17 protein-coding genes and 1 pseudogene are annotated in these 24,271 nt (G+C 58.0%); 11 read left to right on the top strand and 7 right to left on the bottom strand.

Going from position 1 to position 24,271, the window contains the following annotated elements; all coding sequences use genetic code 11:
- The first annotated feature begins 8 nt into the window (after nt 1–8).
- The 4 genes from O7A61_RS01100 (at nt 9) to dddP (ending at nt 4,989) form a co-directional block, all read left to right on the top strand.
- Nucleotides 9–1,658 carry an ABC transporter substrate-binding protein gene (locus O7A61_RS01100; protein WP_337128042.1) on the top strand — a complete coding sequence of 550 codons (1,650 nt, stop codon included), beginning with the start codon at nt 9–11 and terminating at the stop codon, nt 1,656–1,658.
- Between the two features lie 99 nt (nt 1,659–1,757).
- Entirely contained in the window at nt 1,758–2,450 is a 693-nt protein-coding gene (locus O7A61_RS01095; protein ID WP_337128041.1) for a corrinoid protein, read from the top strand.
- Between the two features lie 27 nt (nt 2,451–2,477).
- Nucleotides 2,478–3,521, top strand: a complete 1,044-nt coding sequence (locus tag O7A61_RS01090) for a GlxA family transcriptional regulator (RefSeq protein ID WP_337128040.1) — start codon at nt 2,478–2,480, stop codon at nt 3,519–3,521.
- Between the two features lie 136 nt (nt 3,522–3,657).
- Nucleotides 3,658–4,989, top strand: a complete 1,332-nt coding sequence (dddP, locus tag O7A61_RS01085) for a dimethylsulfonioproprionate lyase DddP (RefSeq protein ID WP_337128039.1) — start codon at nt 3,658–3,660, stop codon at nt 4,987–4,989.
- A gap of 376 nt (nt 4,990–5,365) precedes the next feature.
- On the opposite strand, the gene O7A61_RS01080 is transcribed toward dddP, so the two are convergent.
- From O7A61_RS01080 to O7A61_RS01065, 4 genes are all read right to left on the bottom strand, one after another.
- A complete protein-coding gene (locus tag O7A61_RS01080; protein ID WP_337128038.1) occupies nt 5,366–7,018 on the bottom strand; it encodes an MFS transporter in 1,653 nt (550 codons plus the stop codon).
- A 568-nt stretch (nt 7,019–7,586) separates the two neighbouring features.
- Nucleotides 7,587–8,825, bottom strand: a complete 1,239-nt coding sequence (locus O7A61_RS01075; protein WP_337128037.1) for an NAD(P)/FAD-dependent oxidoreductase — start codon at nt 8,823–8,825, stop codon at nt 7,587–7,589.
- Nucleotides 8,826–8,849: 24 nt separating this feature from the next.
- The gene (locus tag O7A61_RS01070) at nt 8,850–10,148 is read right to left on the bottom strand and encodes an aspartate aminotransferase family protein (RefSeq protein WP_337128036.1); all 1,299 of its coding nucleotides are present in this window, start codon (nt 10,146–10,148) and stop codon (nt 8,850–8,852) included.
- Nucleotides 10,141–12,618 carry an FAD-dependent oxidoreductase gene (locus O7A61_RS01065; RefSeq protein WP_337128035.1) on the bottom strand — a complete coding sequence of 826 codons (2,478 nt, stop codon included), beginning with the start codon at nt 12,616–12,618 and terminating at the stop codon, nt 10,141–10,143. Before O7A61_RS01065 ends, O7A61_RS01070 begins: the two co-directional genes overlap by 8 nt.
- Before the next feature lie 70 nt (nt 12,619–12,688).
- Between O7A61_RS01065 and O7A61_RS01060 the strand changes: the two genes are divergently transcribed.
- From O7A61_RS01060 to O7A61_RS01035, 6 genes are read left to right on the top strand one after another with little or no spacing between them, the layout of a single operon-like run.
- Entirely contained in the window at nt 12,689–13,585 is an 897-nt protein-coding gene (locus tag O7A61_RS01060; protein WP_337128034.1) for a MurR/RpiR family transcriptional regulator, read from the top strand.
- On the top strand, nt 13,582–14,685 hold the full coding sequence (locus O7A61_RS01055; RefSeq protein ID WP_337128033.1) for an aromatic ring-hydroxylating oxygenase subunit alpha: 1,104 nt from the start codon (nt 13,582–13,584) through the stop codon (nt 14,683–14,685). Before O7A61_RS01060 ends, O7A61_RS01055 begins: the two co-directional genes overlap by 4 nt.
- The gene (locus O7A61_RS01050) at nt 14,678–16,132 is read left to right on the top strand and encodes an aldehyde dehydrogenase family protein (protein WP_337128032.1); all 1,455 of its coding nucleotides are present in this window, start codon (nt 14,678–14,680) and stop codon (nt 16,130–16,132) included. The genes O7A61_RS01055 and O7A61_RS01050 overlap by 8 nt, the downstream gene beginning before the upstream one ends.
- A gap of 11 nt (nt 16,133–16,143) precedes the next feature.
- Nucleotides 16,144–16,524: a carboxymuconolactone decarboxylase family protein gene (locus O7A61_RS01045; RefSeq protein WP_337128031.1), complete on the top strand. Its 381-nt coding sequence runs from the start codon at nt 16,144–16,146 to the stop codon at nt 16,522–16,524.
- Nucleotides 16,521–17,627, top strand: coding sequence for a mandelate racemase/muconate lactonizing enzyme family protein (locus tag O7A61_RS01040; protein WP_337128030.1), 1,107 nt, complete (start codon nt 16,521–16,523; stop codon nt 17,625–17,627). The genes O7A61_RS01045 and O7A61_RS01040 overlap by 4 nt, the downstream gene beginning before the upstream one ends.
- A 16-nt stretch (nt 17,628–17,643) precedes the next feature.
- Entirely contained in the window at nt 17,644–18,747 is a 1,104-nt protein-coding gene (locus O7A61_RS01035; protein WP_337128029.1) for an alcohol dehydrogenase family protein, read from the top strand.
- 67 nt (nt 18,748–18,814) lie between these two features.
- Here the strand turns inward: O7A61_RS01035 and O7A61_RS32530 are convergent.
- The 3 genes and pseudogenes from O7A61_RS32530 to O7A61_RS01015 form a co-directional block, all read right to left on the bottom strand.
- Nucleotides 18,815–20,469 (bottom strand): annotated as a pseudogene (locus tag O7A61_RS32530) (ABC transporter ATP-binding protein).
- A complete protein-coding gene (locus O7A61_RS01020; protein WP_337128026.1) occupies nt 20,459–21,370 on the bottom strand; it encodes an ABC transporter permease in 912 nt (303 codons plus the stop codon). Before O7A61_RS01020 ends, O7A61_RS32530 begins: the two are co-directional and overlap by 11 nt.
- Entirely contained in the window at nt 21,367–22,323 is a 957-nt protein-coding gene (locus tag O7A61_RS01015) for an ABC transporter permease (RefSeq protein ID WP_337128025.1), read from the bottom strand. Before O7A61_RS01015 ends, O7A61_RS01020 begins: the two co-directional genes overlap by 4 nt.
- 200 nt (nt 22,324–22,523) lie before the next feature.
- Between O7A61_RS01015 and O7A61_RS01010 the strand changes: the two genes are divergently transcribed.
- Nucleotides 22,524–24,095: an ABC transporter substrate-binding protein gene (locus tag O7A61_RS01010; RefSeq protein WP_337128024.1), complete on the top strand. Its 1,572-nt coding sequence runs from the start codon at nt 22,524–22,526 to the stop codon at nt 24,093–24,095.
- Nucleotides 24,096–24,271 lie beyond the last annotated feature (176 nt).

The raw sequence follows: 24,271 nt of genomic DNA, 5'->3' as shown, positions 1-24,271 counted from the left end.
AGCAGGAAATGGGATTTTTCAGAAGCAACGGGGATAGTGTCCCCGCTTCGGTCGCGACGATGGCGAACGAGGTGAAGGCCGGCAGGATGGATCGGCGCGAATTCCTGGCGCTTGCAAGCACCTTCGGCGCCTCTGCCGCGATGGCTTATGGCCTGATCGGCGTGACGCTACCCAAGGCTGCTTACGCCGCGGAGCCTACCAAGGGCGGCACGCTGCGCGTGTCGATGCCTGTCAAGGCGCAGAAAGATCCGCGCACCTATGACTGGGTCGAACTGGCCAACATCTCGCGTTGCTGGCTGGAGCCTCTGGTCCGTTACACGCATGAATTCACATTCGAACCAGTTCTGCTTGAGAGCTGGGAGGTCAACGAGGACGCAACGGAATACGTTTTCCATGTGCGTAAGGGTGTAACCTGGAATAATGGCGACGCGTTCAACGCGGACGATGTGATTTTCAACCTTACGCGCTGGTGCGACAAGGGCGTTTCCGGAAACTCGATGGCGGCTCGCGTCGGTGGTCTGATCGACACCAAATCTGGTAAGGCTCGAGACGGTGCGATCGTCAAGGTCGACGATCATACGGTCAAGCTAAAGCTCAGCGAACCGGACATCGCGATCATAGCCAACTTCACCGACTACCCCGGCCTGGTCGTGCATCACAGCTTCGATTCGACGGGTGCCGACCCAGTGGCAAAGCCGATCGGAACGGGGGCGTTCGAGCTGGTTTCGTACTCGGTCGGCAGCAAGGCTGAAGTCAAGCGCCGTGGAAACGGCAAATGGTGGGGAGGCGAAGCCCTGCTTGATGGTGTTCAGTTCATAGACTACGGCACCGACTTCCAGGCCACGGTTTCCGCATTCGATTCCGGGGAAATCGATGTCAATCTCGAAACGCCGGCGGATTTCGTTGACATTTTGAACAAGATGAATGTCGTCAAGTCGGAGGTCGCCACCGCAACGACACTGGTATGCCGGACGAACACCGCCAACAAGCCATACGACGACAAGAAGGTCAGAAATGCCTTGCAAATGGCGGTCGACAACAATGCTGTCCTGCAGCTCGGATACGCCGGACGTGGCACAGTCGGCGAAAATCATCACGTCAGCCCAATCCATCCGGAGTATTATGCGCTGCCCAAGAAGACCCGTGACCTCGAGGGCGCGAAGAAACTGATGGCTGAGGCCGGACATGCCGACTTCGAGCATGAGCTGATCTCGATCGACGAGGACTGGCAGAAGAATACCGGTGACGCGATCGCGGCTCAATTGCGTGAGGCCGGTTTCAAGGTGAAGCGCACCGTCCTGCCGGGCTCGACCTTCTGGAACGACTGGTCGAAGTACCCTTATTCGCTGACGGTCTGGTACATGCGGCCGCTCGGCGTTCAGGTGCTTGCGCTGGCTTACCGGACCGGCGAGGCATGGAACGAGACGGCCTATTCCAATCCCGACTTCGACGCAAAACTGAAGAAGGCCTTCTCGGTAAGTGATCCCGCCAAGCGGAGAGAACTCATGAAGGAACTCGAAACCATCATGCAGGATTCCGGTGTCATCATCCAACCGTTCTGGCAAAGCCTCTACGGCCATATGGGCAAGAAGGTCCAGAATTACGCGATCCACCAGACTTTCCAGATGGATCTGCAAAAAGTCTGGCTGGCAGCCTGACGAACTCCCAAGGCTGAGCCGGAAGCCTGATCGGTACCCTTTCTTCAACGCGGAAGGGTACCGATTTTTTGTAATTCACACATTGCGAGGCAATTCACTATGTCCGACGACGAGATCGTTCTTTCCGAGCTTTCCGATGACGAGTTGGTGCAGCAGATGCACGACGACCTCTATGACGGGTTGAAGGAAGAGATCGAGCAAGGAACGCATATCCTTCTCGAGCGCGGCTGGGTGCCTTACACGGTGCTGACCGAGGCGCTGGTCGAAGGCATGCGTATCGTCGGCGAGGATTTTCGCGACGGCATCCTGTTCGTGCCCGAAGTGCTGTTGTCGGCCAATGCTATGAAGGCCGGCATGTTCATCCTGCGCCCGCTGCTCGCCGCCACCGGCGCGCCCAAGCAGGGCAAGATGGTCATCGGCACCGTCAAGGGCGACATCCATGACATAGGCAAGAACCTCGTCGGCATGATGATGGAGGGTGCTGGCTTCGACGTCATCGACCTCGGCATCAACAATGCGGTCGAAAAATACATGGCTGCGATCGAGGAGCACCAGCCCGACATTATCGGCATGTCGGCGCTGCTCACTACGACCATGCCCTATATGAAGGTCGTCATCGACACGATGAAGGAAAAGGGCATCCGGGACGATTATGTCGTGCTGGTCGGCGGTGCGCCGCTCAACGAGGAATTCGGCAAGGCCGTCGGCGCCGACGCCTATTGCCGCGACGCCGCGGTGGCTGTCGAGACGGCAAAGGACTTTATGAAGCGCAAGCACAACGTCCGCGGTTAATCACTCGCGAACGAGAGAGATTTGCTCATGAATGCCCCGTTTTCAGCTGGAGAGCGTTCGCGGATTGTGAGGCCTCATCGCCGACCCGTTATCGACACTGGGGAAAGCATATTTCGACTAGTCATCCTGATATTGCCCGGTTTTTCACAGCTTAGCCTTTCATCCTTCGTGGATCCTCTGCGGCTAGCCAATTCAGTCTCTGGCCGACCGTCCTTCGCATGGACGGTCGCTAGTGCTGATGGCCGGCCGGTGGAGTGCGCAAGTGGCTTCAACCTGTCGGTTGGCGCCGATTTCGCCAGCCTGGGCAAATGCATTCAGGCGCTCGACGGGCCAAGCATGGTGATTGTCTGCGCCGGAGATCACGTCGAGAACCAGACATCAGCATCCCTCAGCAAAACACTTCGCCTTTGCAATAGGCAGGGAATTCCGATCGTAGCTCTGGGCACCGCAACCTGGCTTCTCGCGGAGACGGGATTGCTCGACGATACCACATGCACAATTCACTGGGACAAGCGAGCCGCGCTTTCCGAGGCGTTTGTTCGCATCGATGTGAACGACACACTGTTTGTGCGAGATACGCGCCTGGTAACCTGCGCTGGGGAATTCGCGTCCTTCGATCTTGTGATGGAACTGATCGCAGAACGTCTCGGGAGAGAGACCGCTTTGGCTGTATGCCGGCACACGACTGCCGGACATTGGCGCTCAGCTTCTGACAGACAATGGACGAGCCACGGGACGAACCATGCGAATGGCACAGGTATTCTCAAGCCGATCGCCGAGGTTATCCGGATCATGGAAGAGCATATCGAGGATCCTCTGCCATTGCGCGACATCGCGAAATGCGTCGGCCTGTCACAACGTCAGATCGAGCGGCTTTTCCATCGATCGGTCTCCTCATCGCCGATGCGATACTATCTTCATCTAAGATTAGCACGCGCGAAGAGGCTAATCGAACAAACGGAGTTGCAGGTTGTCGAGATCGCAATCGCCTGTGGCTTCGCATCTGCCTCACATTTCTCAAAATGTTTCCGGAATGCATTTGGCTTGAATCCTAGTGGCTGCCGGAGCTGAACGAGCCACCAAGAATTTGACGGAAACCCTAGCACCGGATGAATAGGCTTTATGTCTGCCGCTATTTTTTCCGCCTGTCGGATCCTATCAATCTGGGCCTAGATCCTCCCTCTCATCACTCTCCTGGAAAGCCTGAATGTCCTCGTTCTCAATCGCTAACCACAAGATCGATCCGACGCGTGGCGGGACAGGGTTGAAGCCCGATGGAAGCGTTGATGACAACGATCGAGCTGAGATTGGACCTACGGATGTAGCGTTCGCCGAGTGGGCCGCTCTTGGCCTGACAACCCCGAACCTCGAACGCATGCGCGGAACGCGGCTTGACCGTATCGTGCAACAACTCCGGCAAAGGGACTATGCAGGCGTACTTTGCTTTGACCCCTTGAATATAAGGTATGCGTCGGATTCTTCGAACATGCATATCTGGACCATGCACAACCCATCGCGAGCAGTGTTCATTGCGGCAGACGGGCATGTTGTTCTTTGGGATTTCCATCGATGCAGCCACCTTTCGACACACCTTCCCCTAATCAACGAAATTCGGGATGGCGGGGCAGGATTTTATTACTTTGTGGCAGGAGATGAGGAGCAAGCAATTGCCGAAGGGTTCGCGGCGCAGATCGACGAGCTCCTGCGACGTGCCGGGGGCAGTAACAGGCGGCTCGCGATCGACAAGATTGAAATTCCCGGACTGCGCGCGCTCGATAAATTGGGCATCGAGGTTTGCAACGGCATGCAAATGATGGAACACGCCCGTGCCATCAAGGGGGTCGACGAAATCAATGCGATGCGGTGTTCCCTCGCCACCTGCGAAATAGCTGTAGCCAAGATGCGTGAGCGCTTGCGGCCAGGCATCGCTGAGACTGAGTTGTGGTCAGTTCTTCATGCCGAGAACATCGCCCGTGGAGGCGAGTGGATCGAAACACGCATTTTGACGTCGGGCCCGCGTACGAATCCATGGATGCATGAGGCGGGGCCCCGGCGAATTGTTTCAGGGGATCTCGTTGCGTTCGATACGGACATGGTCGGTCCCTATGGGATGTGTGCGGATTTCTCTCGCACCTGGTACTGTGGGGACGGCCGGCCCACCGAGGAACAGCGAAAGTTGCACGCTATCGCTTATGAGCACGTAATGACGAATATGGCCATGCTGAAGCCTGGCGTCTCGTTCACTGAGCTCATGGAACGTAGCCATAAACTCCCTCCGGAGTTCGTCGACCAGCGATATGGCGTGATGATGCATGGCATCGGATTGTGTGATGAGTATCCCGCGATTTTATATCCCGAGGACTTCATACCCGGTGCATTTGACTACTCACTTCAACCAGGGATGACCCTCTGTGTGGAGGCCTATATTGGCGCCGTTGGTGGACGGGAAGGCGTCAAGCTGGAGGAGCAGGTCCTCATAACAGAAAGTGGATTTGAAAACCTGACAAATTGCCCATTTGATCCTGCTTTGATCAGCTAGACTATCAGCATGGTCGTAACAATGGGCGCAAATTCAGAGAGCTTTTCTGACCGAAGTCGGTAAGGCGACGACGTAAACGGTATGGTCGGGCGTTAAGGCAATTTGCGGCACTGAAGTCGGTGAGGCGTCGAGAACGGCGACCAGTGGGCGTCGGTCTAAACGAGGCAGACATTGGATACGTCGAAACAGCACGACCACCGTTCGCGTCGTCGTCGCCACTCCGCTGCAATTCGGCTATTGGACCGGCCAGTGCGTTGAGATCAATACAAAACTGTCCGGAACTGCCCATTTCTAGCGCAATGTTCGGACCTGCCTATCAAAAGGAGCTCAGCTTGGGTCATCATCCCGCCCCGTGTGTAGCTAAACTGCGACGCGATCAACGCCGCAAAAAGAAGCCAGTTGAATCATGACGCCTTCGATTTGCTCCGGTTGGACGCTCAATCGAAAGCCTGGTGCGAGGTGGCCCCTCTCCCACATGCAGTTCGAGCAGATTCTGATCCAGTTCTTTGTCCGCCGCGGTGAGGCGATGGTTGAGGCGAAGGTAATCCATCCAGGTCGGGGTGCGGAATGTCTCTGTCCAAAGCAACGGCTCCTGCAGATCGCGCTGGAGATTCCAGTGCCGGGCGCCCACGCCGCTTTGCACCCGGCGGCGTTCCCGCATCAGGTCCAGGAAGGCTTCGACATTCGCCTCCGGTATCGAGTACTCGATCTTAACGAGGATCGGGCCGCTTCTTGACTTCAGGTCTAGGGCGAGCTGCGGCGTTTCAAAGCCAAATGGATCCTGGTCGGTTTCTTTCCATTGCCGGATTGGCAGCAGGAGACCGGTGGCAGCAACCAGCAGGAGAGCGCCAGCGGAGCTTTCCAGCGCCAAGGTGAGCGAATAGGTCTCGGCTACCATGCCCCACAGCCAGCTGCCGGCCGCGATGCCGCCCGACGAGAGGGCAGAGTAGATCGACAGCGTGCGACCGACGACCCAGCGTGGACTCGACAATTGCACGCTGACGTCCAGCCCCGTCCAGGTGACAACCCAGCCCGCGCCACCGAACGTCAAGGCGAGTGCCGCTACCGCCAGCGAGGGCGTGAATGCAAGCGCCAGGCAGCACGCCGCGCAGGAGACGCACGCCAGTGTTGTCAGCCGCTCCTGTGACAGCGACCGTCGAAGCACGTTGTTAGAGATGCCGGCGCACAAGGCGCCCGCCCCAAAGCCGGCCATAAGAATGCCATAAGCGATCGGGCCTCCCCCCAACTGATCGCGGGCGACCAGCGGCAGCAGTGCCAGGATCGAGATGCTTGTCAGGCCAAAAAGCGTTCCGCGCGCGATTGCGGCCTTGATCTCCGACGAAAGCGCAGTAAAGCGCGCTCCGTCATGAATGGCGGTGGTCAGCGACTCACGAGGAAGAGGCGAAGGGCTACCACTCCATTCACGGCTCCCTATGGCCCACAGGATCGCCAAGTAGGTCAGCGTCGCCACGGCGAACGCCGTCAGTGGTCCAAACGAGGCAACAATGATGCCGCCGAGCGCCGGCCCGATGCTTCGCACGGCATTGTAGCCGACCGAGATCAGCGTGACCGCAGCCGGAACTTCGCGCTTGCGCAGAATGTCGCCGACCGAGGCGTGCCAGGCCGGATCAGTAAAGGCGGCGCCACATCCAGCCAAACAGCTAAATGCAAGGATTATCCACGGATTGTAAAAGCCAAGCCCCACAAGAGCCGTGAGCATCGTCGACGACAACGCTATAAGGCACCAGCCGAGGGCCATCACCTTGCGACGGCTGAAATTGTCGGCGATGGCCCCGGCGAAGATCGACAGAATGAAAATAGGAAGCGTCGTGGAAGTCTGAACCAGGGCAACCATCACGTCTGAGGTCGAGATGGTCGCCATCAGCCAACTGGTCGCAACGGTCTGCATCAGCCAGCCCAGGCTGGACACCTGTGCGGCAAGCCAGATCGTCCGAAAAATGGGGTTCTCAAGCGGCGCGAAGGTCGCCGACGAAACGGAAGCCGCGTCCGCGCGCACCACCCTGCTCATTTGGGCCGAGCCTCTCTTTTCGTATACACGTCGCGAAGATTCTCTTTGGCGCACATGCCTATGGTGAATGGCAAGATCAGGGCATTACAGGTGCCTAGAAGAAGTTATAACTCCTCGGCAGCTTTCGCGCACAGCCAATCGCGACGTCCTGCCGCGCGGAGAGCGGTTGGTTTGCGATGGACCCAAGACAATGACAAATACTGAATCCATCAAAGCGATCCTGTCATCTTGTCCCGCTCAAGGCAGTTGACGCTCTCGCAGGTTCAGCCTTCTGAAAAGCGAACGACAGACCGCCACACCAAGCTAGGGGTCCGGTAGCAGTTCGACTGCATTGGTATGGGTGCCAGTACCGTTCGGCCATCGCTGACATCAAAGCAAATCATTCCACAACCCGATACCGTCATGAGAGCATGATCCTCCGAGAAATCATCCATTGAGTTTAGAATCAGGCTACGCAGCTGCTGTAGAAACTTACGCATTTGGGTCCCCTTCTGCTGTCTCTCTGCGCGGCCGCGCCTCCGCTCACAGTTGCCTTCCAGATGTGATGACACAGCCAGTCCATCTCGCATCAAGATGACGCGGCTCCCGCGACTCTGGCGTACTGCAGAAGGTCAAACTCTGGTTCCAGGAGCAGCTCGCGCTGTAGTTTTACACGCGCTCCAAAAATTCGCCTGGCGGCCATGTGGGTCTTTGCGTCATTCATCGTGTCGACGGCCACCGCAAAACCGTCGCGGAAATACCAAAAGGCAGAACCGCTCCCCTCCCCGCTGCCGAGCGAGACGATTTCGTCATACTCGAGCGGAAGCCCTGCAGTCTGCAGTTTGGTGTCGTACTGATCGCTCCAGAACCAAGGGACCGGGTCGTAGCTGACCGGCTTGCCCAAAATGGAGTTTGCGACGGCAACGCCTTGCTCGACGGCATTCTGCACGGATTCCAGTCGGATCGAGCGACCATAGAAGGGAAAGACCGCGCAGTCCCCGGCTGCATAGATGTCCGGCGCAGACGTCTGGCAAAAACCATCGACCATGATGCCATTCGCAGCGACGAGGCCAGCATCGGCCGCAACCTCCGCGTTCGCGACCCCTCCGATAGCAACGAGCACCATGTCTGCCTCGACCTTGGTGCCGTTGGTTAACGAGACACCTGCCACTCGGCCACCATCATTCAAGAAGCCCTGCAATGTCGCGTTGGTGACGAGATTCACACCATTTCGGCGGTGCAGTTCGCTGACCGCAAGGGCGGTCGGAACGCCCGCAACACGGTTGAGAACGCGGCCCGCCATTTCGATGACGGTGACTTTTTTCCCCATTCTGGCAGCGATCGATGCAACCTCCAGGCCAACATAACCACCGCCAATGACCAAGATGTGCTTCGCCGCGACCAGAGCTTCGCAAAGATGATCGGCATCTGTGACGCCTCTCAGCGTGAAGACGCCGTCTAGGCCCCGTGTCATGGTCTCTGGTAAAGCGCGGGCCCGCGAACCGGTAGCCAAAACAAGTTTGCCAAAAGGGATGTTCTTGCCGTTCTCCAGCGTGACGAGACGCTCGGCGGGATTAATCTTGATGACACGCTGTCCAACTTGCAGGTCGATGCCCACCTTCTCGTAGAATTCCCTCGGGCGAAATTGCAGCCGATCGGCCGTGGTCTGACCAAGCAAATAGGCCTTGGACAGTGGCGGCCGCTGGTATGGCAGCCAAGGCTCGTCGCCCACAATTGTAACGGGACCTGAATACCCCGCCTCGCGAAGACGCACGGCGCACGACAACGCGGCCTGGCCGCCGCCCACTATGACGACATCGTCCTGCATCGGTTTCCTTGGAGGCGTTTGAGTTCAGTTGGCGAGCAGTTGCTTGGCAGCGTGGGTGATCGCTTCCTTCGTCCACGAAAGGTCCGCGTCGGTGAGGGCCAGCGAAGAATAGATCTTACCCGTTGATTTGAAGATGCCGCGCTCACGCAGGGTCGCATTGAACTTTCCCGCCAGAGCAGCATCGCCTTTGGTCACGTCTTGATAGGATCGGACTGTGTGCCCGGTGAACACGACGTCAAAAAGGACTGGATCGCCAACAATTTGATAAGCAATGCCGGTTTCGCTCAATGCGTCCCTGAGCATCCCCATCACGGCTTCGCCATTCCCACGCAGGCGCGTGTAGCTCTCCGGGCGCCTCAGGATCTCGAGTGTCTTTAGGCCGGCGACTGCGGCGAGCGGGTTACCGCTCAGCGTGCCGATTTGGAGCGTGAAGCCGTCCTTACCGACGGCACCTTTGTCGAAATGCGCCATAATGTCGGACTTGCCGGCAATGGCTGCGAGCGGCAAACCTCCTCCAATGATCTTCCCCAACGCGCACAGGTCCGGCACCACTCCGTAGCGCTCCTGGGCCCCCCCGTAGGCTAATCTAAACCCCGTCACGACTTCGTCGAATATCAGGACGATGCCCCATTTGGAGCTTTCCTCACGCAGCATCTCAAGGAACCCAGGCGCCGGCGGGATCAATCGCTGGAGCGGCTCAACAATGATGCCGGCGATTTTCGAGCCATGCTCGGCAAGGAACTGTCGCACAAACTCGGCGTCGTTGAACGGAGCAACGAAAACGCCGTCACGCACTTGCTCGGGGATGCCAGCGGAATCTGGAATGCCATTGGGATAATTTTCGAGCCTGTCTGGAAACACGCTGATAAGCGCCTCCGAAGACATGCCGTGATATCCGCCTTCGAATTTCAGGATTTTGTCGCGCCCCGTGTGCGCCCGAGCAAGACGCATTGCATACATATCCGCTTCGCCGCCGGTTGAGACGAAACGAAGCTTTTCCGCGCAGGCAACAGCCTCGCAGATTGTCTCGGCAAGTTCGATCCCGTGCTTGTTGCTTGCGAAGAAGGTGAGCCCTCTTCCGGCCTGCTCGCGGATCGCATCCACGACTTCTGGATTGTCATGACCCAGTATCATTGGTCCCGAGCCAATGAGATAGTCGACATACTCTTTGCCGTTCTCGTCCCACACGTGAGCCCCGTGACCCTCGCGTATGACGATCGACGGATCGAAATTTCCAAATCCGCCGCCAGGCAATACGGCCTGTGCCCGGTCGGCCCAATCCTTCTGGGCGGGCCTTAACTTCTCGGCGGAGGTGTCAAGCATTTGCCGCAACCTTCTTGCTTGCGCCGGTGCTTTCCACGTCGGTTCGTGGGCGAATGTTGTCCGGATCGAATGCCGGCTCCGCTAAAACCTCCGCCTTCCGGAGCTCACCCATAATCGTGACTTCCAGTTTCGTGCCCGGGCCGGCAACCTCCGGAGCCACATATGCAAAGGCGAGGATCTTGCCTGCCGAAGGCGAGTAGGCAATCGACGTGACCGAGCCAACTTGACGGTCATCTTTTAGAATCGCTTCCCCTCCGTTCCCATCGGCAACAGCATCGGCGTCGATCTGGAGGTAGGCACAAATCCATTTGGGAGGCTTTTCCGATGCAGCCTGGGTCGCCTTCTTACCCTTGAAGTCCGGCTTGTCCAGCTTGACGAAACGCATGACGTCTGCTTCCGGCAGCGTGACTTCGTTGGTCAGTTCGCCGGCGCCCTTAAACATCTTTTCAAGACGCATGACATTCATCGCGAACGAACCGTAGTCGACCAAGCCAAGGGGATCGCCGGCCTCATGCAAGGCATCATAAATTGCCAGCAGGCTTTCCCGTGGAGCGTGGAACTCCCAGCCGAGCTCGCCCGCATAGGACATCCGGAACGCCCAGACGTTCTCGCCGGCCACGACAATCTCCTGGGCCGTCAGCCACGGAAACGCAGCGTTCGTCAGAGAGGAATCGGTGTTTGGCTCCAGGATTTCGCGCGAGCGCGGACCGTTGAGGGCCAAAGCACCCCAGGAATCCGAAAGGTTGGTGATGCTCACGGCATCGTCGGGCGTTTTGGCGAAGGTCAGATAGTCTAGCAGGCGTTGTTCGAAGAAGGCCGCGCAGGTGAAATAGAAACGATCGTCAGTGAAACGGACCACCGTCGTTTCCAGCTCGATGCGCCCGCTGTCATGCAGCAAGTGCGTCAGCGCAATGCGCCCCGGCTTCGACGGAAGCCGATTCGGAATAAGCCGATCGATGAAAGCCGCTGCCCCAGGCCCGGAAACCTGCACCTTCGAGAAGGCCGAGATGTCCATGATGCCGGCGCGCTCACGAACGGCTCTAACCTCTTGCTGCACAGCCGAGAACCAGGCCGGCCGACGAAAGGAATAATAATCACGCTGCTCGAGACCGGCTTTTGCGAACCAGCGTGGCCGCTCCCAGCCATACACTTCCTCAAACACCGCGCCCTTGGCCTTGAGGCGGTCATAAAGGGCGCTCGGCTTGACCGGGCGACCTGCGTGTCTGTTTAGGTGCGGGAACGGTATTTCGTGGCGAAGCAGGTAATCCTCTTTCGCCTTGGTCACCTGATAATCCTGGTTCGCGAACTTGCCGAAGCGACGCGGATCGTAGTCGCGCATGTTGATGTCGGCAGCGCCATGCACCATCCACCGCGCCAGCTCCCGGGTCAGACCCGGCCCCCAGCCAATGCCGATCTGGCAGCCGCAATTCAGCCAGAAGTTCTTGAGCCCGGGTGCAGGGCCAATCAGTGGGTTGCCGTCCGGCGGGTGCGAGATAGCCCCGTGGACGGCCCGCTTGATGCCGAGCTGGGATAGGACCGGCATGCGTCCCATGGCGTTCTCGAGCCACGGCATGATGCGATCGTAGTCCGGCTCGAAGAGCTCATGCTCGGCTTCCCACGGACAGCCATCGGTCCAGACCGCGTTCGGATTGGCCTTCTCGTAAATGCCGATCAGGCCGGACTTCTGCTCCATACGGATGTATCCGGAGACCAGGCGGTCATCTCGCACGACGGGCAGTTCCTTTTCCAGCGTGAGGAATTCTGGAACGGTGTCGGTAATCAGATAATGGTGTGTCATCGAGGTAGTCGGTACGTCTAGGCCGACCCATTCGCCGACCTGTCGCGCATAGGTTCCGCCGGCGTTCACAACGTGCTCGCAGATGATCTCGCCCTGTTCGGTGAACACACGCCACTCACCGTTCAGGCCTGGCTTTATGTCCGTTACTCGGCACTGTCGGATGATCTTGGCGCCACGCTGCCGCGCGCCCTGCGCGAGTGCGGTCGTAGCGCCAGCCGGATCAACGTGGCCGTCGTCGGGCGTGTAGAGCGCCGCCTTGACGCCCTCGAGGTTATAGAAGGGATGAAGCTTTCTTATCTGTTCCGGCCCGGCCAGCTCCATGGGGAAGCCGAGGGCTTTGCCCACGCTCAAGGTCTGGCGAAGCCAATCCAGTTCATCATCAGTGTAGGCCAGCCTGAACGACCCGCACCCGTGCCACGTCACGGACTGGCCGGTCTCCTTCTCGAGCACTTTGGAATAGAGATCGATGTTGTAGCCGACACATTTCCCTAGCGAAAAACTGGAGGTCGAATGGGTAATCTGGCCAGCCGCGTGCCACGTCGACCCGGAGGTCAGTTCGGATTTTTCGAGCAGTACGATATCGGTCCAGCCTTCATGCGCCAGATGATAGGCGAGGCCGCAGCCCATGATGCCGCCCCCTATGATGACCACTCGAGCGTGGGATACAGTCATTTTTTCGTCTCCGACAAACAGCCTTTGACAGGGCTATCGAACGATTGTACTCCTGTCAATGAGGAAGCAAATGAATGTACCATCGATGAACTCAGCCCCCCAGGTCTTAAATGAACTGACGAGCCGGCTTGCGACGTTCACGCCGGAGCTGCAGAAGGCGGCTGCGCACGTTCTTGAGAATGCAAACCTGGTCAGCATCACCTCGATCAGGACGATGGCGCAGGGCGCAGAGGTAAAGCCCAATACGCTTGTGCGAATGGCACGTGCATTGGGCTTCGACGGCTACGAAGACTTCCGTAAGCCCTTTCGCGAACAGGTCATCCGCGGGCGCGAAGATTTCCCTGATCGCGCACGTTGGCTGCAGTCGCTGTCAAAAGGTGGAAAGTTGTCCAGCCTCTATGCTGAGATGGCGTCGGCATCGATCGAAAACATTGAGGGATTGTTTTCTGAAACGAGCGCCACGGCACTGAAAGAGGTAGCCGACGCGATCGTCAAGGCTCGCGTCACCTACGTTCTTGGCGTTGGCTTTGCCAACGCAATCGCCAGCAATTTTGCCTATCTCGCAAGCATGGCTGGCAGCAGCATCGTCGCAATTCCCAGGAACGGCTCACTTCCTGTCGACGACCTGGCTCGCATGGAAAAGGGTGATCTTCTGATCGCGATGACATTCAAGCCCTACAGGCGTGAGGTTGTGGAAGGCGTTGAGCTTGCGCGTGCCCAGGGCATCGAGGTGATCGGCATCTCCGATAGCCCAGCCTCGCCAATTCTTGTCAGAGCCGATCGACGTTTCGTGGTGCCTACCGAGACGCCGCAGTTCTTCCCCTCAACGGTGGCGCTCACCGCGTTGTTCGAAACGATAATGGCGTTTGTCGTCGCCGAGGCAAAGCCTGACGTGATCAGCAACATCGAGCGGTTCCATCAACGCCGCCACGAATTCGGCATTTATTGGAAGGAAGACACAAAATGAACGCGCCAAGCGTGCCGCCTCCTGCTCCCCTGCGTTCCTTGGAAGCGCGCTACTACACCGATCCGGCGATATTCGCCAGGGAAGAGGAAGGGCTCCTTGCCAGGACATGGCAGTTCGCCGGGCATTCGTCGCTTGTCGAAAAACCTGGCGACTTTTTCACCTTCGAGATCGCTGGCCAGAGCTTGTTTTGTGTTCGCGACAAAGAAGGAGAGATCCGCGCGTTTTACAATGTGTGCCAGCATCGCGCACATGAGCTGGTGAAAGGCAGCGGGAACGCCAAGCTCCTGGTTTGTCCCTATCACGCCTGGACGTATGAACTTACTGGGAACCTGCGCGGCGCACCAAATGTCAATGCCGTGCCCGGGTTTGACCGGAGTGCGATTTGCCTCAGTTCCGTCCGAACAGAGCTTTTTTGCGGATTCATCTTCGTCAATCTCGATCCCGACGCCAAACCGATGGACGACTGGTTCCCGCGAGTGCGCGAACAGCTTCGCGAGTTCGTGCCGCATATTGAAAAGCTCAAGCCTGTTGAATGGGTTGAGATTCCAGAGAAATGCAACTGGAAAGTTTCAATTGAAAATTACTCCGAGTGTTATCATTGCACGCTAAATCACAAAACCTTCGCGACCGGCGTTATAAAACCTGAGACATACGATATCCAGCCGCAAGGCTATTGCTTACGCCACACGACCGAATGCCAGAACCTCGAGAAAATGAGCTACCCGATTGATCTTCATGCCAATCGGCGAGCTGGAGAATACTCGTCGTGGTTTCTATGGCCGACCTTTTCATTTCAGGTCTATCCGGGAAATGTCCTCAACACCTACCATTGGCGAGTCAAGAGTGTCGATGAAGTGGTTGTCTGGCGAGGCTGGTATACCGTCGACGGTTCAGATTCCGAGATGGTCGCAAAGCTTGCCGTTCAGGACCGCGCGACAACGGTCGAAGAAGACATCCATATTGTCGAAGCGGTCCAGCGAGGACTGCGAAACCGCGGCTATCATCCGGGACCACTGGTGATTGATCCCAAATGTGGCGTGAACTCCGAGCATTCGGTACGCGTCCTGCAACAATGGATGCGTGATGCCGTCGATGCCTGAGATCAAAAGCTATTGGCAGAACTACATCAACGGTGCCTGGGTAGACGGCGGCGCTGGCAGGCTCGCCGTCGACGACCCAGCAACGGGCGTCGCGCTAGCCGAGCAAGCGCTTGCCGATCAAGGCGACGTCAACCGGGCGGTCGAAGCGGCTCGGGCCTGCCACCACTCCCGTGCTCTCACAGCCATGCGCCCGGTAAGCCGGGGCCGAATGGTCAGGGCAATGGGTGACTATCTGCTCGCCAACATCGAGCGGATCGCCTATGTGCTCTGCCGCGAATCCGGCAAGCCACTTTGGGAGGCGCGGCTCGAAGTTGAAGGTGCTGCACGATATTTTGAGTATTATGGAAATCAGGCCGAGACGATCGAGGGCCGCTCGATACCGCTCGGCGAGCGGTATTATGATTTCACGACCTATGAGCCTTATGGCGTATCGGCGCATGTCATCCCGTGGAACTACCCGCTTGAGATGACCGCCCGCTCGCTGTCGGCCGCCTTGACCGCCGGCAATGCGTGCGTGGTGAAGACGCCCGAACTCGATCCCCTGACAACTGCCTTTATTGCAGAGGCCGCAGAACATGCCGGATTGCCCAAGGGCGCGGTCAATGTGATCTGTGGGCTTGGCCACGACGCAGGCGCCGCGCTTGTCGCCCATTCCGATGTCAATCAGATTGTCTTTACAGGCTCCGTGCCAACCGGCGTGAGCATCGCTTGCGCAGCTGCCAAGAACGTCGTGCCATGCGTGCTGGAGCTGGGAGGAAAATCGGCCGCGATTGCCTGGCCCGATGCCGATTTGGATGGTTTGGTGTCCTCGGTGCGCTGGGGGATTTTCTTCAACGCGGGTCAGGTTTGCTCGGCGATGTCGCGCCTGATCGTCCACGAAGATATCCACGATGAGGTCGTGGAGCGCGTGGCGGATATGGCGCGCTCGATTTCGACGGGACCCGGCGAGGAGAGAACGGATTTCGGTGCCAATATGGGGGCGATGATCTCGGAGCGACAGCGTGATCGCGCCGAGGCTATGTGCCGCGAAGCCGAGCGGCAAGGTGCCCGTGCTGTCACGGGCGGACGCAAGCTCAACCGAGCCGGCTATTTCCTCGAGCCAACTGTATTCGACCGCCTCACGCCAGACATGTCGATTGCGCGAGAAGAGGTCTTTGGGCCGGTGCTGTCGATCCTGAAGTTCAGAACCGAGCAGGATGCCTTGAGCATCGCCAACGGAACCGACTACGGTCTGGTCGCGGGCATTTTCACCAGGGATATCGACCGAGCGATGAAAGCCGCTGCGCGTCTGCGCGCGGGCCAGATCTTCGTCAACGAATGGTATGCCGGCGGCGTCGAAACCCCGTTCGGCGGGTACGGAAAGTCTGGCTACGGCCGCGAAAAGGGACGTGAGGCGCTCTGGAATTATCTTCAAACCAAGAACATCGCAATCGCATTGAACTCGTAGGAGGTTCTCGCTTGAAACAGGATTTGTTCGATGTCGGCCTCGCAAGGCGAAAGGCCACCTTGGGGACCGAATATGTCGAGAAGAACCTCGCCGCGGCCGACGATTTCACACGGCCCTTTCAGGAGGCGATGACTGCGTGGTGTTGGGGATTTGGCTGGGGAGACGATGCCCTGGATCCGAAGACGCGGTCCCTGATGAATCTAGCAATGTTGGGTGCCCTCGGCAAAATGCACGAATGGGAAGTCCATTGTCGCGGAGCCCTGAACAATGGCGCTTCCAAGGAAGAAATCCGAGCCGCAATCCATGCTGTCGGGATCTACTGCGGCGTGCCCCAAGCACTGGAATGTTTTCGCGCTGCCAAGAAGGTATTTGAGGAACGTGGGATCCTATGAAAATCGTTCGCATTTCACTGTTTCAGGTCGACCTTCCGCTGACCAAACCCTACTGGCTTTCCGGGGGGCGGCTCAAATTTGAGCGCCTCGACAGCACCTTCGTCAAGATCGAGACGGATGAAGGATTGTTCGGCTGGGGCGAAGGTTGTCCCTGGGGAAATACGTATCTGCCCGCGCACGGCCCAGGCATCCGGGCCGGCATCGCGACGCTCGCCCCCTCCTTGTTGGGACAAGATCCCTGCGCGCTCAATTCCATCAATCAAACCATGGACGTCGCGCTTCCGGGACATCTCTATGTCAAATCGGCCGTGGACATGGCGTGCTGGGACATTCTGGGCAAAGCCAGTGGCTTGCCGCTTTGGCGTCTGATGGGAGCTGACAAGGCGGACCCCGTCGCCGTGAATTCGTCGATTTCGACTGGGTCGAATGAGGAAATGATCGCGCTCATTCGCGAGGCTTACGCGGAAGGCTATAGAACCCATTCCGCCAAGGTCGGCGGGAGTGATCCCGTCGTCGACATCTCGCGGATCGAAGCGATCGAAGCGGCTTTGCGACCCGATGAAACCGTTACTTACGATGTCAATCGCGCTTGGCTGCCATCCGTGGCGGTGCAGGTCCTGAACAACGTCTCGTTGCGCGGCTGGGTGGAGCAACCATGCGAGACGCTCTCGCAATGTGCGCAGGTGGCCCAAAGAGTGAAGCAGCCCATCATGCTGGACGAGTGCCTCCATACGTTCCAAGACCATCTCGATGCCTGGAAGCTCGGAGCGTGCGAAGGCGTGAAGGTGAAACCCAATAGGGTTGGCGGCTTGACGAAAGCAAAGCAAATCAGAGACTTTGGCGTTTCCGTGGGATGGCAAATGCATTTGGAGGACCTCGGCGGGTCCGCGCTGGCGGACACCGCTGCCATCCATCTGGCTTCCTCCACGCCGAAAGCAAACCGATTGGCGAGTTGGCTCTGCCATCATCACCTCGCTGTCGACCCGGTTCCCGGACAGGGGGCCAGAAATATTGAAGGTTTTGCAACCCCTCCTTCCGAACCCGGCCTCGGGGTGACGCCGGACGCCGAAAATCTCGGCGATCCCGTGTCCGTCTTCGCGTAGGCATGAGGAGCAGCTTGTGAGCGTAAAGGCATCGATGCGTGCTGTGATCCTGACGGGTCACGGCGGTCTGGACAAACTTGAAGTTCGCGAGGATTGGCCGGTTCCCGCGCCGAGCGCCGGTGAAGTCTTGATTGAGGTGGGAGCATGCGGGCTCAACAACACCGACATCAACACTCGCACGGCCTGGTATTCCAAACAGGTCACCGGCGGCATTACGCCCTTGACGGGCAGCGCCGGGTTTACCGAAGCCCAAGCCGAGACCGGCACTTGGGGAAGTTCGGCGGTTCGCTTTCCGCTCATACAAGGCGCCGACGTGGCGGGCAAAATCGTCGGCGTTGGTGACGGCGTAAGCACCGCTCGCATCGGCGAAAGGGTTATGGTCGATCCCTGGCTTCTCGACACCAGTGATTGGATGAACCTGTCGGGTGCCGTCTATTTCGGATCTGAATGCAACGGGGGCTTTGCCGAATATACGACGGTGCGGGCGGAGAATGCGCTGCGCATAGATTGCGACTTGTCCGACGCTGAAATCGCGACATTCCCTTGCGCCTATACAACTGCCGAGAATTTGGTCTCGCGTACCGGGTTGAAGCCCGGTGAAACAGTCGTGATTGCCGGCGCTTCCGGGGGCGTGGGTTCGGCAGCCATACAGCTATGTCGGCTGCGTGGAGCCCGCATCATCGCGATCGCTTCGCCAAGCAAAAGGGAGGCATTGAAGGATCTTGGGGCCGACATCGTGGTCGATCGCGAGACCCCGGAGTTGGCGGAAGCGATTCAGGATGCGGCCGAGGGCAATGTGGACGTCGCGCTCGACGTCGTTGGAGGCAGAACGTTTTCACACCTCATTGCTGCACTACGTCAAGGGGGGCGCTATTCGTCATCGGGTGCGATCTCAGGACCTGTTGTCGATTTTGACCTGCGCAAACTGATTTATAAGGACCTGCAACTGACCGGCGCCACAATAGTGCCGCCAGGGACGGCGAGGCGATTGGTAGATCTCATCGAGCGGGGCTTGCTGAAGCCTCTTCTTGCTGCGGAATACGCTCTGGAAGGTCTCGCCAAGGCCCAACTGGCTTTCATGGAAAAGCGGCATGTCGGCAACATCGTTGTCACGATGTGATGTGACGCACGGAAGCTGGCCACAAGTCGAACTGCACTGAACCATTTGGCGGGTCGTTAAATCGCCCCTACACCGCCTCGTTTCCCAAAGCTGGCGTCTCGACAGGAAGCTTGCGCGCCTGTCGAATGGAATCAAGCCAGCCGAGGTTCATCTGAGGGACCGAGGTGAGCAACAATTCCACATAAGGATGATGCGGCGGTCTAAAAATTTGCTCCTTGGGGCCCTGCTCGACCACCCGACCTTGCCGCATAACCACAACCTCGTCCGCGATCGCCTCGACGGTTGCAAGGTCGTGAGTGATAAACAGATAGGACACCCGCAGCTCCTTCTGTAACCGCGTCAGCAGCTTCAGGATGCCCTTGGCTACGGATTGGTCGAGCGCAGAGGTCACCTCGTCGCAGATGATGAGGTGCGGCTCTGCCGCTAACGCCCTGGCGATGCAAACGCGCTGTTTTTGTCCACCAGAAAGCTCACCGGGAAAGCGATCGAGATAGGTTTCATCGAGTTCGATTTGCTCAAGGAGCTCGGCTGCGCGGATGAGGCAGCCGCGGCTATCCAGTCCTCCATAGAAGCTCAGCGGACGCCCAATGATTTCGCTTACTCGCTGACGCGGATTTAAGGACGTGTCTGGGGTTTGGTGGATTAGCTGGATGCGCCGGCGTATTTCGTTGTCGCGGCGGCGAAGCGTGGGGTCGAGGCGCTGTCCATTGAACGACATGGTCCCGCGGCTACAAGGCAGCAATCCTGTAACCACCCGCGCCAGAGTGGATTTCCCCGAACCCGACTCTCCCACGATGGCGACTGTCGTGCCCTCGCCGACCGACACGCTGACATCATCGAGAACCTCGACCGAGCCATAGGAGGCGCTGATGTTGCTGACGTTCAGGATTTCATGAGAACTGCTGGCCTTGTCGGGTTTGGAAAACCTCTGGCAAGCAGCTGTCGGGTATATTCCATCGTAGGGCGCGTCAGAATTTGAGTGGTTTCGCCCTCTTCGACCAACTCGCCGTAGCGTAGCACCATGATCCTGTCGGCCAGTTGCGACACCACGGCAAGATCATGCGTTATGTAAATCGCTGCGGTGTGAAAATCGCGAACCACGTCCTTGATGGCAGCAAGGACTTCGATTTGCGTCGTCACGTCCAAGGCCGTTGTCGGCTCGTCGAAAACGATCAGGTCCGGCTTGCAAGCCAATGCCATCGCCACCATTGCTCGCTGAAGCTGCCCTCCAGAAACCTGATGCGGAAAGCGCGCGCCAATGTTCTCAGGCAGCCGGAGCTTCGAGTACAAAACCTTGGCTTCCGCACGAACAGCGTTAAGGTCCCGAACGCCGTGCTGGGCTGCTACTTCGACATGCTGGTCGATGATGCGATGTGCGGGGTTGAAGGCTGCGGCAGCCGACTGCGCTACATATGCGATGCGATCGCCACGTAGCCGTCTTAGTTCTTCCTCGGTCAGTCTGCCCAGATCCTTCCCGTTAAACTTTATCTGTCCCGAGATGATTTTGCACCCACCCCGGGCGTATCCGAGCGCAGCTAGGCCGATCGTCGATTTCCCCGCCCCGGACTCCCCTATAAGGCCAAGTATTTCTCCACGCTTCAGGGCGAGATCTATTCCCTTCACGATCTCAATGCGGCCCGCGTTACCTCGCCCTTCGATGCGTAGACCCTTTATATCGAGAAGGACTTCACCTCCGGCTCCCAGACCACCCTCATTGCCCATCGTGAATTCCGTTCGCCTTGTGCAAAAACCAGTCTACGAGAAAATTGACGCCTACGGTCAGAATGGCGATCGCGGCAGCCGGCAACAGCGGCGTTACATCGCCGTAGGTGATAAGGATTGCGTTGTCCCTGACCATCGAACCCCAGTCGGCGGTTGGGGGTTGCAGACCGATCCCTAAAAACGACAGAGAACTGATCAGCAGGAAGACGAAGCAAAAGCGAAGCCCGAATTCAGCTAAGAGTGGCGGCAGGATATTTGGCAGGATTTCGCGGCGGAGGATCCAACCATACCCCTCCCCGCGTAAGTTTGCGATCTCGACGAAATCCATGACCACAACGTTCATCGCGGCCGCCCTTGCCAGTCGAAAAACCCGCGTAGCGTCAAGAACGGCAATGATGGCGATCAAGGAAAGCACCGACGTGCCGAAAAGAGTGAGCAGAAGCAACGCGAAGATCAGTTGAGGGATGGCCATCAGGACATCGACCACCCGCGCTAGCGCCTGGTCAATCCATCCGCCGACAGCGGCCGCGAAAATGCCAACGCTGCCACCTAGCAGGAACGCGAGGACCGTCGTAACGAAGGCGATCCCAACCGTATTGCGAGCGCCGTAGATCAGGCGCGACAGCATATCACGGCCAAGGCCGTCGGTTCCGAGCGGATTGTGTGTGCTCCAGGAGTCAAACTGGGCGCCGACCACCTGGCTCTCGCCATACGGAGCTAGCACCGGAGCGAATAAGGCAATGAAGATATAGAATACGACAATCGCGAGACCCAGTCGTGCGCTCCAGGAGGCGTCCGCAATCTGCTTAAAAAGCGCGGCGCTGACTGCAAGGGGGGTTGGCCTATGCGAATGCGCGCGTTGAAGGCCGGGCGAAAAACGGCGTGTTACCTTGTCGGTCATTTTCGATACAAAAGCCTCGGATTGGTGGCGATCGACAGCACGTCAGCGATCATGTTCAAAAGCACATACGTAGCCGCGAAGATCAGGCTGCAAGCTTGAACGACAGGCACGTCACGCCGCTGGACGGAATCGATCATAAGCTGGCCGAGACCGGGATAGACGAAGACCACCTCGACAACGACAACCCCCACGATCAGATAGGCCATATCGATGACAACGACATTGATGATGGGGGCGAGCGCGTTCGGCAACGCGTGCCAGAATATGATCCGTCGCTGAGCAACTCCCTTGAGCTTAGCCATTTCGATGTAGGGGCTGCCCAGCACACTGATGACAGCCGCTCTCGTCATCCGCAGCATGTGCGCGGCAACCACAAGCGTGAGGGTAACAGCCGGGAGCACCACTAGGTAAACGGCGTGTATCAGGCTATCGCCCTCCCGAACGGCCGACAGGCTTGGGAACCAGCCAAGGTGAACCGACAGAAACATGATCAGGATATAGGCGACGAAGAACTCGGGGAACGAGATCCAGGTCAACGTCACGACATTCGCGATGCGATCAAACAGGCTCCCCCTGTAGAGCGCCGTGAGCAGCCCCAGGAAAACCGAAACGGGCACAGCAAAGCAGGCAGCAACACCGGCGAGAAACAGAGTGTTGCCCAGACGTTCGGATATCAACTCCGAGATAGGACGCCCATTCGCAAGCGAATGCCCAAGATCGCCAGTCAGAAGGCCACTTAACCACCGCAAATATCGGATGTGGAGAGGCAAATCGAGCCCCAATTCACGCCTGAATGCGGCGACCGTCTCAGGCAGCGCCGACTGGCCCAGCATCTCGCTGGCGACGTCACCAGGAAGGAGGGAAACGCCCAGAAAGATGATCAGGGACACAATCCAAAGGACGAAGAATCCGAGCGCTAAGCGCTTGATGATCAACGTGGAAATGGTGCCCATCAGGAGCCTCTCTGACCGATGTCGTGATACAATCGTTTTTGTATAGACAGTCCAATAAAACAATCGTACCCTCATCAATCAGGAAAGTCCACAGCCGGATCAAGCTAAGAAATCCGGCATGGCGGCCACATCAGGAGGGCAGCTTTCGGGAGCCTCAGAAAGCGGCCTGGCAACGTCCGGGGCATAATGGGAGAGTACCTATGAACGATGGTTCTTCGAAATCTTGGGATCTCACGCGTCGCAGCCTGCTGATTGCAGGTGCGGGCCTGATGGCGGCCACCACAGGTATTCCGAGCGTGCGCAACGCCCGCGCCGCGGCGGCGGCACCGAAGCGCGGTGGAACGCTCCGTGTCGGATACTCGCAAGGGGGAACGGGCGATAGCTTGGATCCCATGACCTATCTCTCCGACTCTCACTACGCAACCGGCTGGCTATTCGGAAACAACCTCGTCGAGTTGACACCGGACAAGAGCCCTATTCCAGAACTCGCAGAAAGTTGGGACGCGAGCAAAGATGCCAAAAAATGGACGTTCAAACTTCGCACGGACGTCGCATTTACCAACGGCAAAAAACTGACCGCGGCCGACGTGGTCTATTCCCTAAAGCGGCATACAGCCGCCGATTCCAAATCGGCAGCCAAAGGTCTATTGGAAGGAATATCGGACATTCGAGCCGACGGCGATCACGCCGTTATAATCGAGCATTCGCAGGGTGACCGAGACATCCCTGTCATCCTTGCTGACTTCCATTTGCAGATTATACCCGAAGGCTTCAAGGACTGGACTACTTTCATCGGGACTGGGCCTTACATCCTCGATAAGTTCCAGCCTGGAGTATCACTTTCGGCGCATCGAAATCCTAATTATTGGAAGGCCGACAGGGCATGGTTCGACGCGGTTGAGTTTACCTTCATCAACGATGCCGCAGCTCGCGCTAACGCGCTGACGACCGGGGCAATCGACGCTGCTGATCGCATCGAGCCCAAGATCGTCCAGCTCGTCAAAAGAAACGCTAATCTTAAAATCGTGGAAACGGTAGGCGGAGCGTATGTCGCATCCGGTATGGACGTTACGAACAAGCCTTACTCAGACAACAACATTCGCCAGGCGATCAAATACGCCGTGGATCGCGATGCCTTGGTGGCAAGCGTCTTTTCGGGCTTTGCCGAAGCGGGCAATGATCAGCCCATTGCAAGCAATGACCCCTTCTTCAACAAGGAACTGAAGCAGCACCATTATGATCCCGACAAAGCCAAGTGGCATTTGAAGCAGGCGGGTCTAACCCAGCTTGACATCGAGCTCTCGGCAGCCGATGCGGCGTTCTCCGGTGCGGTCGACTCCGCCGTCCTGATGCGTGAACAGGCAAAGGCGGCCGGGATCAACCTATCGGTGAAGCGCGAGCCTGATGATGGTTATTGGTCGAACATATGGATGAAGCGCCCTTATTTCATGACCTATTGGGGCGTACGACCGACACCTGGAATGATGTTTTCTCTCGCGTTCCAATGCAAGGCACCCTGGAACGAGTCACGCTGGTGTGACGATCGCTTCGGTCAATTGCTGCAAAGCGCACGGATCGAAGGCGATGCCCAAAAGCGGGCTGAAATGTACCATGAGATGCAAGCCATCTGCAGCGAACAAGGCGGCAACTGTATCTTCGCCTTTCCTGCATCGCTGGACGGATATAGCACCAAGGTTGAGGGCGTTGCACCGGACCTTGTCCGCACGATGGGTGGCTCCCGCTTGGCCGAGCGAGCTTGGTTTGGGGCTTAATGGTCTGACGCTGTTGGCGTAGTTGGCCGGAGAGACCCAAGGTTCTTGCGTTCCGTAAGCCATCGCAGCGCAAGTTGCGCATAAGTCGCGCCTCACGATGGGCGCGACTTTCCCCCCTCAACCAATCGCGGCGGGTTCGTCCTTGCCACCGCGCTGTCCTGCTGGCAGCGGCGTGC

The sequence above is a fragment of the Mesorhizobium sp. Cs1321R2N1 genome, assembly GCF_037179725.1.
In the GTDB taxonomy this organism is placed as follows: domain Bacteria; phylum Pseudomonadota; class Alphaproteobacteria; order Rhizobiales; family Rhizobiaceae; genus Mesorhizobium; species Mesorhizobium salmacidum.
Note: the sequence above shows the minus strand (reverse complement) of the source record. Positions and strands in the feature narration are given on the sequence as shown.

What these genes read in the sequence shown, in the direction of transcription:
- O7A61_RS01055 (WP_337128033.1), top strand. Translation starts at nt 13,582, where the DNA reads ATGAACGCGCCAAGCGTGCCGCCTCCTGCTCCCCTGCGTTCCTTGGAA.
- O7A61_RS01095 (WP_337128041.1), top strand. Translation starts at nt 1,758, where the DNA reads ATGTCCGACGACGAGATCGTTCTTTCCGAGCTTTCCGATGACGAGTTG.
- O7A61_RS01075 (WP_337128037.1), bottom strand. Translation starts at nt 8,825, where the DNA reads ATGCAGGACGATGTCGTCATAGTGGGCGGCGGCCAGGCCGCGTTGTCG.
- O7A61_RS01015 (WP_337128025.1), bottom strand. Translation starts at nt 22,323, where the DNA reads ATGGGCACCATTTCCACGTTGATCATCAAGCGCTTAGCGCTCGGATTC.
- dddP (WP_337128039.1), top strand. Translation starts at nt 3,658, where the DNA reads ATGTCCTCGTTCTCAATCGCTAACCACAAGATCGATCCGACGCGTGGC.
- O7A61_RS01065 (WP_337128035.1), bottom strand. Translation starts at nt 12,618, where the DNA reads ATGACTGTATCCCACGCTCGAGTGGTCATCATAGGGGGCGGCATCATG.
- O7A61_RS01020 (WP_337128026.1), bottom strand. Translation starts at nt 21,370, where the DNA reads ATGACCGACAAGGTAACACGCCGTTTTTCGCCCGGCCTTCAACGCGCG.
- O7A61_RS01010 (WP_337128024.1), top strand. Translation starts at nt 22,524, where the DNA reads ATGAACGATGGTTCTTCGAAATCTTGGGATCTCACGCGTCGCAGCCTG.
- O7A61_RS01040 (WP_337128030.1), top strand. Translation starts at nt 16,521, where the DNA reads ATGAAAATCGTTCGCATTTCACTGTTTCAGGTCGACCTTCCGCTGACC.
- O7A61_RS01100 (WP_337128042.1), top strand. Translation starts at nt 9, where the DNA reads ATGGGATTTTTCAGAAGCAACGGGGATAGTGTCCCCGCTTCGGTCGCG.
- O7A61_RS01080 (WP_337128038.1), bottom strand. Translation starts at nt 7,018, where the DNA reads ATGAGCAGGGTGGTGCGCGCGGACGCGGCTTCCGTTTCGTCGGCGACC.
- O7A61_RS01070 (WP_337128036.1), bottom strand. Translation starts at nt 10,148, where the DNA reads ATGCTTGACACCTCCGCCGAGAAGTTAAGGCCCGCCCAGAAGGATTGG.
- O7A61_RS01060 (WP_337128034.1), top strand. Translation starts at nt 12,689, where the DNA reads ATGAATGTACCATCGATGAACTCAGCCCCCCAGGTCTTAAATGAACTG.
- O7A61_RS01090 (WP_337128040.1), top strand. Translation starts at nt 2,478, where the DNA reads ATGAATGCCCCGTTTTCAGCTGGAGAGCGTTCGCGGATTGTGAGGCCT.
- O7A61_RS01050 (WP_337128032.1), top strand. Translation starts at nt 14,678, where the DNA reads ATGCCTGAGATCAAAAGCTATTGGCAGAACTACATCAACGGTGCCTGG.